The organism is Flintibacter sp. SJQ-8, assembly GCF_054108085.1.
Genome location: NZ_JBPJWR010000004.1, coordinates 370,535 through 386,122, shown reverse-complemented (window position 1 = coordinate 386,122; position 15,588 = coordinate 370,535). Strand labels below are relative to the sequence as shown.

Sequence of the window (15,588 nt, the reverse complement as noted above, 5' to 3'; positions counted from 1 at the left end):
TATAATTACTAACAGGCCGTGACGCCCCTGGATAATCTGCCAAATTCAGCTGGCCTGGATGGTCCGGGCGGGCGGCCCTGGAACCCAAAATAAGGAGTGGAAACAAGTTATGAGGTATTCTGTTCAAAACATTCGCAATGTCTGTCTGCTGGGCCACGGCGGAAGCGGCAAGACCGCTCTGGCAGAGAGTCTGCTTTATATGACCGGCGCTATCGACCGCATGGGCAAGGCTGCCGACGGAAATACGGTTTGTGACTATGACCCCGAGGAGATCAAGCGTCAGATCTCCATCTCTCTGGCGGTGGCTCCCCTGGAGTTCAAGGGCTGTAAGATCAACGTGCTGGATACCCCGGGCTCCTTCGACTTCTCCGGTGAGGTGATGGAGGCCCTGCGGGCCGCCGACGCCGCCATCATCGTCTGCTCCGCCAAGGACGGCATCTCCGTGGGCCTGGAGAAGGCGTGGAAATACTGCGAAGAGCGGAACATGCCCCGCTTTATCTATATCTCTAAGACCGACGAGGACAACGCCGACTATAACGCCACCTTCGACGCCCTGCGCGCCAAGTATGGCAACAAGATCGCCCCCGTGGTGGTGCCCATCTGGGACGAGGACAAGAAGATCATCGGCATCATCGACGTGATGAACAAGCGCGCCTATGAGATGCGCGACGGCAAGCGGGAGGAGATCGAGATCCCCGAGGGCAAGGAGGACGTGGTCACCCAGTTCAACGACGCCCTGAAGGAGTCTGTGGCCGAGACCAGCGAGGCTTTTATGGACAAGTTCTTCTCCGGCGAGGACTTCACCTATGCCGAGATGATCCAGGGCCTGCGCCAGGGCGTGCGGGAGCTGAGCCTGTTCCCCGTGCTGTGCGGCTCCGCCGTGAACACCATGGGCTCCCTGATGCTGCTGGACTACATCTCCGAGCTGCTGCCCACCCCCATGGAGGGCAACTATCACAAGGCCACCCGTCAGGACGGCGAGACCGAGGAGTTCGTGGTCTCCCCCGGCGGCGTGCCCACCGCCTTCGTCTTTAAGACCGTGGCCGACCAGTATGGCAAGTATTCCTATGTGAAGGTCCTCTCCAGCGTCATCAAGCCCAACATGAGCCTGGTCAACGCCACCACCGGCGAGACCGAGAAGCTGGGCCGCATCTACATCATGCGGGGCAAAAAGGCTACCGAGACCGACGAGCTGGGCGTGGGCGACATCGGCGCCATCGGCAAGATGGAGAAGGTCCGCACCGGCGACACCCTGTGCGACCCCCGTAAGATCGTGGCCCTGAAGCAGATCCCCTTCGCCGAACCCTGCTACTCCGTGGCCATCGCCCCCAAGACCAAGGGCCAGGACGACAAGGTGGCCCAGGGCCTGTATCGCCTGAACGAGGAGGACCCCTCCTTCTCCGTGGTGAACAACGCCGAGACCCACCAGATGGTCCTCTATGCCGCCGGCGACATCCAGGTGGACGTGCTGGTGGCCAAGCTGAAGAGCCGCTTCAACGTGGAGGCCGAGCTGAAGGCCCCCCGTGTGCCCTATCGCGAGAAGATCCGCAAGACCGTGCAGAAGCAGGGCCGCCACAAGAAGCAGACCGGCGGTTCCGGCCAGTTCGGCGATGTGTGGATCCGCTTCGAGCCCAACCCCGAGGAGGAGCAGATGGTCTTCGCCGAGGAGGTCTTCGGCGGCTCCGTGCCCAAGAACTTCTTCCCCGCGGTGGAGAAGGGCCTGAAGGAGGCCTGCGTCCACGGTCCTCTGGCGGGCTATCCCGTGGTGAATCTGAAGGCCGTGCTCTACGACGGAAGCTACCACCCCGTAGACTCCTCCGAGATCGCCTTTAAGACCGCCGCCCAGCTGGCCTATAAGGCCGCCATGCCCGAGGCCAACCCCGTCCTGCTGGAGCCTGTGGGCGAGCTGAAGGTGGTCGTGCCCGACAGCTACATGGGCGACGTCATCGGCGACCTGAACAAGCGCCGCGGCCGCGTGATGGGCATGAACCCCACCGGCGACGGCGAGCAGGAGATCGAGGCCGAGGTGCCCATGGCGGAGATGACCTCCTACGCCATCGACCTGCGGGCCATGACCCAGTCCCGTGGCTCCTACACCTTCCACTTCGTCCGCTATGAGGACTGCCCCCCCGCCGCCCAGGAGAAGGCCATCGCCGCCGCCAAGGCCATGGCCGACGAATAAACCAGAATCAATTCGATCCACCCGCCCCCGGACCCGTCTAAGGTCCGGGGGCGTTTTTGCGGAAAAAAGGGACGGATTGCCACGTCGCTGCGCTCCTCGCAATGACAACACATCGAAGTTATCCCTGCCCTGTCATTGCGAGGAGGGCGAAGCCCGACGTGGAAATCCGTATTATCCTTATCAAAAATAAAAAGTAATAATTATTATTTTTATCTTGAAATAGAGACCAGAGTGTGCTATGCTGAAACTAGGAAGAAAAACCCACGAATATGAAGGAGGATTGTCCCATGAAAGACCCGAAAGCCATGTATGCCCTGAGCTATGGCCTGTTTGTGCTCACCGCCCGCCGGGGGGAGCAGGATAACGGCTGCATCATCAACACCGGCATCCAAGTGACCAGCCAGCCCAACCGGGTGCTCATCGCCGTGAACAAGAGCAACTTCACCCACGATATGATTCTGGAGACGGGGGCGTTCAACCTGTCCGTCCTCACGGAGAAGGCTGACTTCTCCCTGTTCCAGCGCTTCGGCTTTCAGTCGGGCCGGGACGTGGACAAGTTCCAGGGTTTTGCCCACACCCTGCGCACGGATAACGGCCTGCTGGCCGTGACGGAGGGGACGAGCGCCTGGCTGTCTTGTAAAGTCGCATCCACCGTGGACCTGGGCACCCACACCCTGTTTGTGGCCGACGTGACCGACGGCGATGTGCTCAGCCGGGAGCCCAGCGCCACCTATGCCTATTACCAGGCCAACATCAAGCCCAAGCCCGCCGCCGCCCCGGCCCAGCCGGGGAAGAAGCGCTGGGTGTGTACCGTGTGCGGCTATATCTACGAGGGGGAGACCCTGCCCGCCGACTTCATCTGCCCCATCTGCAAGCACCCCGCCAGCGATTTTGAACCGGTGGCGAACTGAATGAAAATTTCCCCGGACTGCGAGCGCGGCCCGGGGAAATTTTTGCCCGGAATGAAGGACGGCGGGGAAAAGCGGCTGGAAATTTTCTGCTGCTTATGGTATACTGCAAGCAAGCACAGCCCACACAAAAGGAAATCAAAGGAGGATGTTCCCATGTCCTATCAAGATACCTATGAAGCCTGGCTGAACAGCCCGGCCCTGTCCGCCCAGGAGAAGGCGGAGCTGGAGTCCATCCGCACCGACGAGAAGGAGAAGGAGTCCCGCTTCTTCGACCAGCTGTCCTTCGGCACCGCCGGCCTGCGGGGCATTATGGGCGTGGGCCTTTATCGGATGAACGTCCACGTCATCCGCTACGCCACCCAGGCCTTTGCCCAGGTGATTTTGGAGGAGGGAGAGAAGGCCGCCGCCCGGGGCGTGGCCATCTGCTTTGACTGCCGGAACAACTCCCAGACCTTCGCCCGGGAGGCCGCCCAGGTCATGGCCGCCAACGGCATCCCCGTCCGCCTGTTCCAGGCTCTGCGCCCCACACCCGAGCTGTCCTTCGCCGTGCGGGAGTATGGCTGCATCGCCGGCATCAACATCACCGCCAGCCACAACCCCAAGGAGTATAACGGCTATAAGGTCTATTGGGAGGACGGTGCCCAGCTGCCCCCCAAGCACGCCGACCAGGTGGCCAAGAAGATGAAGGAGCTGGACGTGTTCACCGGCGTGAAGACCATGCCCTATGACCAGGCGGTGGCCCAGGGTAAGATCACCATCATGGGCCAGGAGACGGACGAGGCCTTCCTGTCTCACGTGATGGCCCAGGTGAATGACCGCGCCGCCGTGGAGAAGGTGGCCGACACCTTCAAGATGGTGTATACCCCCTTCCACGGCACGGGCTACAAGCTGATCCCCGAGGCCCTGCGCCGCCTGGGGATGAAGCACGTCATCTGCGTGCCCGAGCAGATGGTCATCGATGGCAACTTCCCCACCGTGGTCTCCCCCAACCCGGAGAACCCGGAGGGCTTCTATCTGGCGGTGGACATCGCCAAGCGCGAAGGGGCCGATTTCATCCTGGGCTCCGATCCCGACGCTGACCGGGTGGGCATCATGGTCAACACCGGAAATGGCGAGTTCAAGGTCATCTCCGGCAACCAGACCGGCGTGCTGCTGCTGGACTATCTCATCGGCGCCATGAAGCGCTCCGGCAAGCTGCCCGAGAAGCCCGTGGCCCTGAAGACCATCGTCACCACGGAGATGGCCCGGAAGGTGGCCGAGGTGAACGGCCTTGCCTGCTACGACACCTTCACCGGGTTTAAGTTCCTGGCCCAGAAGAAGGACCAGCTGGAGGAGTCCGGTCAGGGCAAGGTCATCTTCTCCTATGAGGAGTCCTATGGCTATATGCTGGGGGACTATGTGCGGGACAAGGACGCCGTCACCGCCTCGTTGATGCTCACCGAGATGGCCGCCTGGTACGCCGGTCAGGGCATGACCCTGTACGACGCCCTCCAGGCCCTGTTTGCCAAGTATGGCCACTATGGCGAGAAGACCCTGAACCTGGTCATGCCCGGCCTGGACGGTCTGAAGAAGATGGCCGCCCTGATGGACGCTCTGCGCCAGCAGCCCCCGGCGGACATCGGCGGCACCCAGGTGGTCTGCCGCAAGGACTATCAGGACGGCAGCGTGGTGGACGTCAAGACGGGCGAAAAGACGACCATGGAGCTGTCCGGCTCCAACGTGCTGCGGTTCGAGCTGGCCGACGGCACCTCTGTCCTGGTGCGCCCCTCCGGAACCGAGCCCAAGGTGAAGGTCTATGTTCTCACCCGGGGCGACGATCAGGCGCAGTGCGACGAGCGGGTGGCCCGCTATGCCGCGTGGGCCGAGAGCCTGAAGCAGTAAGTCCCCGCTGGAATGAGATTTTTTTCAGTCTATCCAGAGCCGCGCCTGTCCCGCCGGGGCGGGCGCGGCCCCGGGACGGGGCCCTGCTTTGTGTAAATTAGCCAGGGGATACGGGGCAAAAAGGGATTGACAATAACAGATGATTGGGATATGATAATGAACAATCATTCCATGCAGATCAATGCAAAAAAGTGAAATGCAATGAGCGGGATAGTAGGACCGTCTGGAAGCGCAGAGAGGGAGCGGCTGGTGAAAGCTCCCCGGAAGGGCGGACCCCGAACCTCACCCGTGAGCATTCCCGCTGAACCGGCAAAGCGCCGCAGTAGGCGGGAACGGATTCCCTCCGTTATTGGGGCAACGAGCGCATGAGGCCCAACGGCCCCATGAATTTAGGTGGTACCACGGAGCGAAGGCTTCGTCCTATCGAGATTTGGGATAGGACGGGGCCGTTTTTGTTTTTTTGCCCAGGGACCGTCCCATGACAAAGCGGACAGAGATTTTACGGAGGTGACGTTCCCATGAATGGAGCACAGGCACTGATCGAAAGCCTTTTGCGGGAGCAGGTGGACCACATCTTCGGCTATGCCGGAGCCACCATCTGCCCCGTTGTAGACGTGTTGAAGGAGCACCCGGAGATCGGCTATACCCTGGTGCGCACCGAGCAGAACGCCGGGCACATGGCCTCGGGCTATGCCCGCATTTCCGGCAAGGTGGGGGTGTGCATGGTCACCTCCGGCCCGGGAGCCACCAACCTGATCACCGGCATCGCCACCGCCTATATGGACTCCATCCCCATGGTGGCCATCACCGGCCAGGTGCCCAGCAACCTGCTGGGCCGGGATATCTTTCAGGAGGTGGACATCACCGGCGCGGTGGCCCCCTTCTCCAAGCACAGCTACCTGGTGAAAAACGCCAATGACATCCCCCGCATCGTGAAGGAGGCCTTTCACATCGCCTCCACCGGGCGGCCCGGACCGGTGCTCATCGATATCCCCATCGACATCCAGAACCAGGAGCTGAAAAAGTTCCAATACCCGGAGGAAGTGAACATCCGGGGCTATAAGCCCAGCGTAAAGGGCAACGACCTGCAGATCAAGCGGGTGGCCGAGGCCATCTCCAAGGCCAAGCAGCCCCTCATCTGCGCCGGCGGCGGCGTGTGGCTGGCCCACGCCCAGAAGGAGCTGCTGGAGCTGGCCCAGCGCAATCAGATCCCCGTGGTCAAGACCATGATGGGCCTGTCCGTTATGGCCACGGACCACCCCCTGAACATGGGCATGATCGGGGCCCATGGCAACCACTGCGCCAACAAGGCTCTGGCCAGGGCCGACCTGCTTATCATGGTGGGTACCCGGGCCGCCGACCGGGCGGTGATCGACCCGGCGGAGATCCAGCGCCGCATGGCCACCATCCACATCGACGTGGACCCGGCGGAGATCGGCAAGAATATGCAGGCCGCCATCCCCCTGGTGGGCGATGTGAAGGTGATTTTGCAGCAGCTGCTGGACCGGGACATCACGCCACCTGATTCGGCGCAGTGGCTGGCCAAGCTGCGGGACTACCGCACGGCGGAGCTGAACCGGACATTCCCCCGGCGGGAGGGCTATGTCTTCCCCGGCACCGTTCTGCGCAAGCTGGGGCAGAAGCTGGACGACGATGCCATCATCTGCGTGGACGTGGGCCAGAACCAGATATTCACCTGTAAATACCTGCCCCAGAAGCATGGGCGGCTGCTCACCAGCGGCGGCCTGGGCACCATGGGTTATGCCCTCCCCGCCGGCGTTGGGGCCAAGGTGGCCGCCCCTGACCGCCAGACGGTGGTCGTCTGCGGCGACGGCTCCTTCCAGATGGCTATGAACGAGCTGTCTGCCATTGTGTGCGGACATATGGACGTGAAGATCGTCCTGTTCCAGAACCAGGTGCTGGGCCTGGTGAACCAGATCCAGAACACCGCCCCCTATCACGGTGCTTTCGGCGTGGCCCTGGACGGCTCCCCCGACTTTGCCGCCATCGCCGGGGCCTATGGCATCCCCAGCATGTTCGCCGACGACGAGGACAAGCTGGACGGAGTGCTGGAGCAGTTCCTGTCCGCCAAGGGCAGTTGTCTGCTCATCTGTAAGGTCCACCCCGACGTGGGCACCAATGATTAAGGAGGCAGGGGCATGAAACAGACCATTTCCGTGCTGGTGGAAAACCAGGCTGGCGTTCTGAACCGGATCACCGGCCTGTTCTCCCGCCGGGCGTTCAACATCGAGTCTCTGGCCGTGGGTGTCACCGACGACCCCACTGTCTCCCGCATCACCATCATCGTGGACAGCGGCAACAACGTGGTGGAGCAGGTGGAAAAGCAGCTGAACAAGCTGATCGAGGTCATCAAGGTCCGCACCCTGGAGGACACCTCCTACATTGGCCGGGAGCTGATGATCCTGAAGGTGAACGCCAACAACAAGACCCGTAAGGACATCATGACCATCTGCGAGATCATGGGGGCCAAGGTGGATGATATCTCCCCCACCTCCTTGACCATGGAGTTGTCTGACACCCCCGAGAGGCTGGACACCTTCCAGTCCATGATGCGCCCCTTCTCCATCCTGGAGGTAGCCAGAACGGGCATGATCGCCGTTCAAAAGGGCGGAGGCAAAATCTAAATACGTTGTCATTGCGAGGAAGGGCGAAGCCCTGACACGATGATCCGTTCCCCGCATCATCAGCCTCCCTTGTGAAAGGGAGGTGGCACGGGCGCAGCCCGTGACGGAAGGATTCCGACACCGGAAAGCTGTCCTAAAACCGGAATCCCTCAGTCATCGCCTGCGGCGATGCCAGCCCCCTTTGACAAGGGGGCCTGACCTCTCAGTCAGCTTCGCTGACAGCTCCCCTTCCAGGGGAGCCAAGGGGACGAGAGTTACGGATTCCCACGTCGCTTCGCTCCTCGGAATGACAAGTGCTGATATCGAAAATATATTTGGAGTTGAGATTTCCATGAAGATCAGAGCCACACAGGCTATCATGGAGTGCCTGCTGGAGCAGGAGGTGGACACCGTCTTTGGATATCCCGGCGGGACCATCCTGAATGTCTATGATGAACTGTATAACTACAAGAATAAAATACATCATGTTTTAACGGCCCACGAGCAGGGGGCCTCCCACGCCGCCGACGGCTATGCCCGCTCCACCGGCAAGGTGGGCGTCTGCTTTGCCACCAGCGGCCCCGGCGCCACCAACCTGACCACCGGCATCGCCACCGCCTATATGGACTCCTCCCCCGTGGTGTTTATCACCTGCAACGTGAGCGAACCTCTGCTGGGCAAGGACTCCTTCCAGGAGGTGGACATCACCGGCATCGCCATGCCCATCACCAAGGCCACCTATCTGGTGCGGGACCCCCAGACCATCCCCGACGTGATGCGCCAGGCCTTTGCCGTGGCCGCCACGGGACGGCCCGGCCCGGTGCTTATCGACTTTTTGAAGAACGTCACCGCCCCCTCGGTGGAGATCGACTATGAGTTCATTCCCTGGAAGCAGAACAGGGCCTGCACCAGCATCCAGGCCCTGGCCACCAGCCACGACCTGAAGACCCCGGAGCCCGACCAGGAGGACGTGGACAAGCTGGCCGAGATGATCGCCCAGGCCCAGCGCCCCCTGCTCATCTGCGGCGGCGGCGTGGTCCGTGGCCGGGCGGACAAGGAGTTCAAAGAGCTGGCCGAAAAGCTGGACGCCCCCGTGGCTATCACCGTCATGGGCGGCGGCGGCTTCCCCGGCGACCACCCCCTGACCACCGGCATGATCGGCATGCACGGCTCCCGGGCCAGCAACGTGGCCTGCAACGAGTGTGACCTGCTTATCGCCGTGGGCTGCCGCTTCTCTGACCGGGTGGCCCTGGACCCGACGTCCTTCGCCAGCCAGGCCAAGATCGTCCAGATCGACATTGACCGCTCGGAGATCGACAAGAACGTCCTCACCGACCACCACATCGTGGGCGACGCCAAACGGGTACTGGAGCTGCTGAACGGGCGCATCCCCCAGTATCACCACGCGGAGTGGACGGAATACGTCCAGGCCCTGCGCCCCGCCCAGGATCCGGAGAGCGGCGCGCGCCTCACCCCCCAGCAGGTGCTGGAGACCATCCGCCGCCTGGCCCCCCAGGACGCCATCGTGTCCACCGACGTGGGCCAGCACCAGATGTGGTCCATCCAGCATTTCCACTTTGACTATCCCGGCCAGCTGCTCACCAGCGGCGGCTTCGGCACCATGGGCTTTGGCCTGGGTGCCGCCATCGGGGCCCAGGCGGGCAACCCGGACAAGGTGGTGGTCCACACCACCGGCGACGGCTGCTTCCGCATGAACTGCCACGAGCTGTGCACCGTGGAGCACTATCACCTGCCCATCATCACCGTCATCTTTAATAACGGCACCCTGGGCATGGTCCGTCAGTGGCAGCACCTCATCTACCACGAGCGGTACTCCGAGACCACCCTGGACCGGGGCCCCGACTTTGTAAAGCTGGCCGAGGCCTATGGCCTGAAGGGCTTCCGGGTGACCACGCCGGAGGAGATGGAGCGGGCCTTCCGGGCTGCGCTGGATGCCAAGTGCGGCTGCGTCATCGACTGCCGCCTGGATATGGACGAGATGGTCCGGCCCATGGTGGCCGGCGGGGCCCATATCACCGACTTTTTGCTCAATTAAGGGGGTGGACGCTTTGAAACGTGAATTTGATAAAGAGAAAAAGCTGTACACCCTGGCCATCCTGGTGCGGGATATCCCCGGTGTCCTCAGCCAGGTGGCCCGGCTGTTCTCCCGCAAGGGCTATAACATCGAGTCCATCGTCTCCGGCGAGACGGACAAGCCCGGGGTCACCCGCATCACCATCGTGATCCTGGCCGACGAGCTGATGATCGACCAGATCGCCGCCCAGTGCAGCAAGCTGATCCCCGTCCTGGCGGTGAAAATTTTGGACGAGGGGGCATCCATCCAGCGGGAGTTCGCCCTGATCAAAGTGGCCGCCGCAGACCGGGCCGCCCGGGACGAGGTGGTGCAGATGTCCAACATCTTCCGGGCCAACATCATCGACGTCAGCCGGGACACCCTCACCGTGGCCATTTTCGGGGACAAGCAGAAGACCTCTGCCCTCATCGGCCTGCTGGAGGACTTCGGCATTCTGGAGATCGCAAAAACGGGTACTCTCGCCATCGAAAGAGGGCGCAGCACTATATATGACGACAATAAACTCAAGGAGGAATACAACTATGGCAAAAATGTATTATGAGAAGGATTGCGACATCAGCTATCTGGACGGGAAGAAGATCGCCATCATCGGCTATGGCTCCCAGGGTCACGCCCATGCGCTGAACCTGAAGGACTCCGGCTGCGACGTGTGCGTGGGCCTGCGCCAGGGCTCTAAGAACTGGGCCAACGCCGAGAAGGCCGGCCTGCAGGTGAAGACCATCGAGGAGGCCGCCCAGTGGGGCGACATCGTCATGATCCTGATCAACGACGAGGTCCAGGCCGACGTGTACAAGAAGAGCATCGCCCCCTACATGACCGAGGGCAAGGCCCTGGCCTTCGCCCACGGCTTCAACATCCGCTATCAGCAGATCGTGCCCCCCAAGGGCGTGGACGTGTTCATGGCTGCCCCCAAGGGCCCCGGCCACACCGTCCGCTCCACCTATGTCAACGGCAAGGGCGTGCCCTGCCTGGTGGCCGTGGAGCAGAACGCCACCGGCGATGCCTATAAGATCGCCCTGGCCTACATCGCCGGCATCGGCGGCGCCCGCGCCGGTGTGATGGAGACCACCTTCCACGACGAGACCGAGACCGACCTGTTCGGCGAGCAGGCCGTTCTGTGCGGCGGCGTTGTGGAGCTGATGAAGTGCGGCTTCGAGACCCTGGTGGAGGCCGGTTACGAGCCCGAGAACGCCTATTTCGAGTGCATCCACGAGATGAAGCTGATCATCGACCTGATCAACAAGGGCGGCGTGGCTGCCATGAACTACTCCATCTCCGACACCGCGGAGTTCGGCGAGTATGTCTCCGGCCCCCGTGTCCTGCCCTATGAGGAGACCAAGAAGAACATGAAGGCGGTCCTGTCCGACATCCAGGACGGCACCTTCGCCGGCCGCTGGATCGCCGAGAACAAGAGCTTTGGCCGCACCTTCTTCAACTCTAAGCGCGCCCAGCTGGCCAAGCACCAGATGGAGATCGTGGGCGAGGAGCTGCGCCGCAACATGATCTGGGGCGGCGACAAGGACCTGGACACCGCTTCCAACTGATTGTCCCACTCCCTGTAAATAAGCCATAAAGATGATCGTGCCCGGACACCGGCGAGAGCCGCGTGTCCGGGCACGTTTTTTATCTTAGATCAAGGCTCAGAAGGGACAGAACCCCCAGGCCACCAGGGGGACGACAAGGGCGGAGATAAAGAGAAATACGCCGCTGGTAAAGCCGTCCTGCCCCGTGTGACCGGCATAGCCAAAGCGGAACCACCGGGCCGTGAGGGCGGAGACGTCGGGCAGCAGGCTGTGGGTCTTCAGCCACAGATACACCTGGCACAGGAAGGTGTGGACGGTCCACACCACCAGGGCCACATACACCGCCACCTCCACCGGGACGGCCAGGGCGTGCTGGCTCTTCAAAAGCCCCCGAACGGCGAAGAGCGCCACGGGAAAGACCTGCCAAAGAAATGTGTTCATGTGGATGCCCCCTCGTTTTCCTGCCGCATTTCGCGGCTGATGCCGGTTTGATGTTAGTATGGTTGTGTTCTAATTTAAGTATAGCAGGCGAGGCGGGATTGTCAACATTATATCAAGAAAGTTTTTGCGATATAAATTTTTCGTTAAAACTGACGGGAGCTGCACAAAAGAAAATACCCGCTCTGACAACCAGAGCGGGTAAACACGCTGAAAACCGGAAAACAGGGGGCGGTTGACACAGCTTCAGCGGTCAATTTGCCGCAGCACGTGCTGGAACCAGTCGGGCAGGGGGCACTCCAGCTCTACCAGCTTGCCCGTGGTGGGGTGGACGAACTTCAGCCGCCGGGCGTGGAGACACTGCCCCGCCAGGCCGGGCCAGGGCTTTTTGCTGCCGTATACCGTGTCCCCCAGCAGGGGGTGGCCGATGGAGGCCATGTGGACCCGGATCTGGTGGGTGCGCCCTGTCTCCAGGCGGCACTCCACGTGGGTGCCCAGGGCATAGCGGGCCAGCACGGACCAGTGGGTCACGGCGGGGCGGCCATTTTTCCAGTCCACCGCCATGCGCTTGCGGTCCACCGGGTGGCGGGCAATGGGGGCGTTCACCGTGCCGCTGTCCTCTTTCAAACCGCCCACCGTCACCGCCTCGTACACCCGGGCCAGAGAGTGGTCCTGAAGCTGGGCGGCCAGGGCCAGGTGGGCCCTGTCGTTTTTGGCGGCGATGATGAGACCGGAGGTGTCCCGGTCAATGCGGTGGACGATACCCGGGCGGATGGCCCCGTTGATGCCAGACAGGGAGCTGCCGCAGTGATAGAGCAGGGCGTTGACCAGGGTGCCGTCCGGGTGGCCGGGGGCGGGGTGGACCACCAGGCCCACCGGCTTGTTCACCACGATCACGTCGTCGTCCTCAAACACCACGTCCAGGGGGATGTTCTGGGGCTGCACGTCGATGGGCTCCGGGTCGGGCAGGGTGAAGGTCACCTGGTCCCCGGGGGAGGTCTTATAGTTCTTCTTCACCGCCGTGCCGTTGACGGTGACGGCCCCCTCCTCCAGCAGGCGCTGGGCGGCGGAGCGGGTGAGGTCGGGGACGCTGCGGGCCAGAAAGGCGTCCGCCCGCTCCCCGGCGCGGTCAGCGGTCAGCGTCTGCGGTCCCATGGGGCGCCTCCTTGTGCTCCAGCTTGTCGGCCAGCAGCAGATAATAGGCCGCGGCGGCGATGCCCCCCACCACCACGCAGATGTCGGCCACGTTGAACACGGCAAAGTTCATAAACAGCAGCTGGAACATGTCCACCACAAAGCCCCGCATGGCCCGGTCAATGAGATTGCCCACCGCCCCGGCCAGCAGCAGGGAGAGGGTCACCTTGCCCAGGGGATGGGTGAAGAAATTTTTCCACAGGGCCACCGCCAGCACCACCGACATGACCAGGGAGATAAAGGCCAATATCCAGGTGTGCTGAGAGAACATAGAGAAGGCGGCCCCGGTGTTCTGCACATAGGTCAGGCAGACCACGTGGGGCAGAAAGGGCACATACCCCCCCAGGGGAATGTGGGTCAGGACCAGATATTTCACCACCTGGTCCAGGATCACCAGGACCAGGGCAAGCAGGGCATAGGGCATGGGCAGGTTCCTCCAAAATCTTAACTTCACCCGATTATATCATATCCGGCCATGGGGCAAAAGAGCTTTCCGTGAAAATTTTTTCAGGGGCCGCCTGGGTCGAAAACCGTCTGAAATCAACGAAATTGCAGAGAGAAAGACCGGGCGAAGGGGCCAAATTTGGCCGTTGTTCCCTGGGCAGGAAGAAACCGCCCCCTTGACAGAGAAGCGCAACCCGCGTATACTGACGGCAGAAAAAGAAAATAACAGTCTTCAGGGCGGGGTGAGATTCCCCACCGGTGGTACAGCCCACGAGCCGCAAGGCATGATTCGGTGAAACTCCGAAGCCGACAGTATAGTCTGGATGGAAGAAGATGTGCGTATGGCAGGATAGACCCGATCTATCCCCGTTCAAGCGACCTTGGCTCTGGAATTTGAATTCCAGAGCTTTTTTGTTGCCGACGGGGAGACCGGGGGACTTACCGCCGTTTCCCCGCCCTGGACGTTTCGGTCCGGGGCGTTTTTCGTCCCCTGAAGGGAGCGCGGCAGCATGACAGAAGCGGACAAAAATTACATGGCGCTGGCCTTAGAGCTGGCGGAGCGTGGGGCGGGGTGGACCAGCCCCAACCCCATGGTGGGGGCTGTCATCGTCAAGGACGGGGCCATCATCGGCCAGGGCTATCACGCCCGGTGCGGCGACCTCCACGCCGAGCGGGCCGCTCTGAAAAACTGTACTGGCGACCCGGCGGGGGGCACCTTGTACGTCACCCTGGAGCCCTGCTGTCACCAGGGCCGCCAGCCCCCCTGCACCGACGCCATCTTGCAGGCGGGCATCGCCCGGGTGGTAGTGGGCTCCCCCGACCCCAATCCCCTGGTGGCGGGGAAGGGCGTTCAGATCCTACGGGACCACGGCGTGCAGGTGGAGGAGGGCGTCCTCCGAACAGAGTGTGACCGGCTGAACCGGGTCTTTCTCAAATACATCCAGACCGGGCGGCCCTACGTCATCATGAAATACGCCATGACTCTGGACGGCAAGATCGCCGCCTACACCGGGGCCTCCCAGTGGGTGACGGGGGAGGAGGCCCGGGCCCACGTCCAGACCCTGCGCCACCGGTGCCGGGCCATTCTGGTGGGGGTGGGCACGGTGATCGCCGACGACCCCAGGCTCACCTGCCGCCTGCCCGGGGGGCGGGACCCCATCCGGGTCATCTGTGACACCCGCCTGCGCACCCCCCTCACCGCCCAGGTGGTGACGAGCGCCGGGCAGACCCCCACCTGGATCGCCACCTGCTGCGCCGCCCCGGAGCGCCTGGCCCCCTATGAGCGGGCGGGCTGCCGAATGCTGGTGCTGCCGGAGCGGGACGGACATGTAGACTTAAACGCCCTGATGGACTGCCTGGGGAAGCAGGAGATCGACTCCGTCCTGCTGGAGGGGGGCGGCACCCTGAACTGGTCGGCTCTGGACCAGGGGGTGGTGGACGCCGTGATGGCCTATGTGGCCCCCAAGCTCTTTGGCGGGCGGACGGCCAAGACCCCGGTGGAGGGCCGGGGCGTGGACGCCCCTGCGGCGGCCTTCCCTTTGAAAAACACTGTGATCACCCAGATCGGGGCGGACTTTTTGCTGGAGAGCGAGGTGGACCGGGATGTTTACCGGCATCATTGAGGAACTGGGCACCGTAGAGCGGGTGACCCGGGGCCGGGTCTCCGCCGTACTTGCCATCCGGGCGGAGGCGATTTTAAGCGATTTGAAGATCGGCGACAGCGTGGCGGTAAACGGGGTGTGCCTGACGGCCACCAGCCTCACCGGCCACGGCTTCACCGCCGACGTGATGCACGAGACCCTGGATCGCTCCTCCCTGGCGGGGCTGGGCCCGGGCAGCCCGGTGAATCTGGAGCGGGCCATGGCGGCCAACGGGCGCTTCGGCGGGCACATCGTGGCCGGGCATGTGGACGGCGTGGGCACCATCGCCGCCATTGAACGGGACGACAACGCCATTTGGTTTACCATAACGGCACCGGAGCAGGTGCTGCGCTATGTGGTGGAGAAGGGCTCCATCGCCATCGACGGCATCAGCCTGACGGTGGCCCGGGTGGAGCCGGACCGGTTCGCCGTCTCCGTCATCCCCCACACCGCCGCCGTCACCCTGCTGGGTCGGCGCCGGGTAGGCGACCGGGTGAATCTGGAGAGCGATATCATCGGAAAATATGTGGAGCGGCTGCTTCGTCCCGCCCCGGAGCTCAAAACCAAAGAGAGCAAATTGACCATGGAATTTCTGTCACAGCACGGATTTTAAACGAAAGAGAATCCCTCAGTCATCGCCGTCGGCGCTGACAGCC

13 protein-coding genes, 1 riboswitch and 1 other annotated feature are annotated in these 15,588 nt (G+C 62.5%); of the genes, 10 read left to right on the top strand and 3 right to left on the bottom strand.

Translation table 11 applies throughout. The features are described 5' to 3' along the window. Positions 1–109: 109 nt before the first annotated feature. From ACSAMP_RS02855 to ilvC, 8 genes are all read left to right on the top strand, one after another. Positions 110–2,182 carry an elongation factor G gene (locus tag ACSAMP_RS02855; protein WP_457799428.1) on the top strand — a complete coding sequence of 691 codons (2,073 nt, stop codon included), beginning with the start codon at positions 110–112 and terminating at the stop codon, positions 2,180–2,182. A gap of 287 nt (positions 2,183–2,469) precedes the next feature. Next, entirely contained in the window at positions 2,470–3,093 is a 624-nt protein-coding gene (locus ACSAMP_RS02850; RefSeq protein WP_457799427.1) for a flavin reductase, read from the top strand. A gap of 153 nt (positions 3,094–3,246) precedes the next feature. Then, the gene (locus ACSAMP_RS02845) at positions 3,247–4,974 is read left to right on the top strand and encodes a phospho-sugar mutase (RefSeq protein ID WP_457799426.1); all 1,728 of its coding nucleotides are present in this window, start codon (positions 3,247–3,249) and stop codon (positions 4,972–4,974) included. A 192-nt stretch (positions 4,975–5,166) separates the two neighbouring features. Continuing rightward, positions 5,167–5,400 (top strand) — a binding site (T-box leader). Positions 5,401–5,492: 92 nt separating this feature from the next. Further along, the gene (gene ilvB, locus ACSAMP_RS02840; RefSeq protein ID WP_457799425.1) at positions 5,493–7,121 is read left to right on the top strand and encodes a biosynthetic-type acetolactate synthase large subunit; all 1,629 of its coding nucleotides are present in this window, start codon (positions 5,493–5,495) and stop codon (positions 7,119–7,121) included. 12 nt (positions 7,122–7,133) lie between these two features. Next, positions 7,134–7,619 carry an acetolactate synthase small subunit gene (gene ilvN, locus ACSAMP_RS02835; protein WP_457799424.1) on the top strand — a complete coding sequence of 162 codons (486 nt, stop codon included), beginning with the start codon at positions 7,134–7,136 and terminating at the stop codon, positions 7,617–7,619. 331 nt (positions 7,620–7,950) lie between these two features. Continuing rightward, on the top strand, positions 7,951–9,654 hold the full coding sequence (gene ilvB / locus ACSAMP_RS02830) for a biosynthetic-type acetolactate synthase large subunit (RefSeq protein WP_457799423.1): 1,704 nt from the start codon (positions 7,951–7,953) through the stop codon (positions 9,652–9,654). A 13-nt stretch (positions 9,655–9,667) separates the two neighbouring features. Then, positions 9,668–10,234, top strand: coding sequence for an acetolactate synthase small subunit (ilvN, locus tag ACSAMP_RS02825; RefSeq protein WP_457799422.1), 567 nt, complete (start codon positions 9,668–9,670; stop codon positions 10,232–10,234). After that, positions 10,215–11,237 carry a ketol-acid reductoisomerase gene (gene ilvC, locus ACSAMP_RS02820; protein WP_147563174.1) on the top strand — a complete coding sequence of 341 codons (1,023 nt, stop codon included), beginning with the start codon at positions 10,215–10,217 and terminating at the stop codon, positions 11,235–11,237. The genes ilvN (ACSAMP_RS02825) and ilvC overlap by 20 nt, the downstream gene beginning before the upstream one ends. A 96-nt stretch (positions 11,238–11,333) precedes the next feature. Here the strand turns inward: ilvC and ACSAMP_RS02815 are convergent, their stop codons facing one another. The 3 genes from ACSAMP_RS02815 to lspA all read right to left on the bottom strand — a co-directional run bounded on the left by ACSAMP_RS02815 (position 11,334) and on the right by lspA (position 13,272). After that, positions 11,334–11,657 carry a hypothetical protein gene (locus ACSAMP_RS02815; protein WP_457799421.1) on the bottom strand — a complete coding sequence of 108 codons (324 nt, stop codon included), beginning with the start codon at positions 11,655–11,657 and terminating at the stop codon, positions 11,334–11,336. A 243-nt stretch (positions 11,658–11,900) separates the two neighbouring features. Then, a complete protein-coding gene (locus ACSAMP_RS02810) occupies positions 11,901–12,809 on the bottom strand; it encodes an RluA family pseudouridine synthase (protein ID WP_441795038.1) in 909 nt (302 codons plus the stop codon). After that, on the bottom strand, positions 12,784–13,272 hold the full coding sequence (gene lspA, locus ACSAMP_RS02805) for a signal peptidase II (protein ID WP_457799420.1): 489 nt from the start codon (positions 13,270–13,272) through the stop codon (positions 12,784–12,786). The genes ACSAMP_RS02810 and lspA overlap by 26 nt, the downstream gene beginning before the upstream one ends. Positions 13,273–13,516: 244 nt before the next feature. Continuing rightward, positions 13,517–13,631: riboswitch (FMN riboswitch) on the top strand. Between the two features lie 170 nt (positions 13,632–13,801). Between lspA and ribD the strand changes: the two genes are divergently transcribed. After that, positions 13,802–14,914 (top strand): bifunctional diaminohydroxyphosphoribosylaminopyrimidine deaminase/5-amino-6-(5-phosphoribosylamino)uracil reductase RibD, encoded by a 1,113-nt coding sequence (gene ribD, locus ACSAMP_RS02800; RefSeq protein ID WP_457799419.1) that lies wholly within the window; start codon positions 13,802–13,804, stop codon positions 14,912–14,914. After that, positions 14,895–15,545: a riboflavin synthase gene (locus ACSAMP_RS02795; protein ID WP_457799418.1), complete on the top strand. Its 651-nt coding sequence runs from the start codon at positions 14,895–14,897 to the stop codon at positions 15,543–15,545. The genes ribD and ACSAMP_RS02795 overlap by 20 nt, the downstream gene beginning before the upstream one ends. The last annotated feature ends 43 nt before the right edge of the window (positions 15,546–15,588 follow it).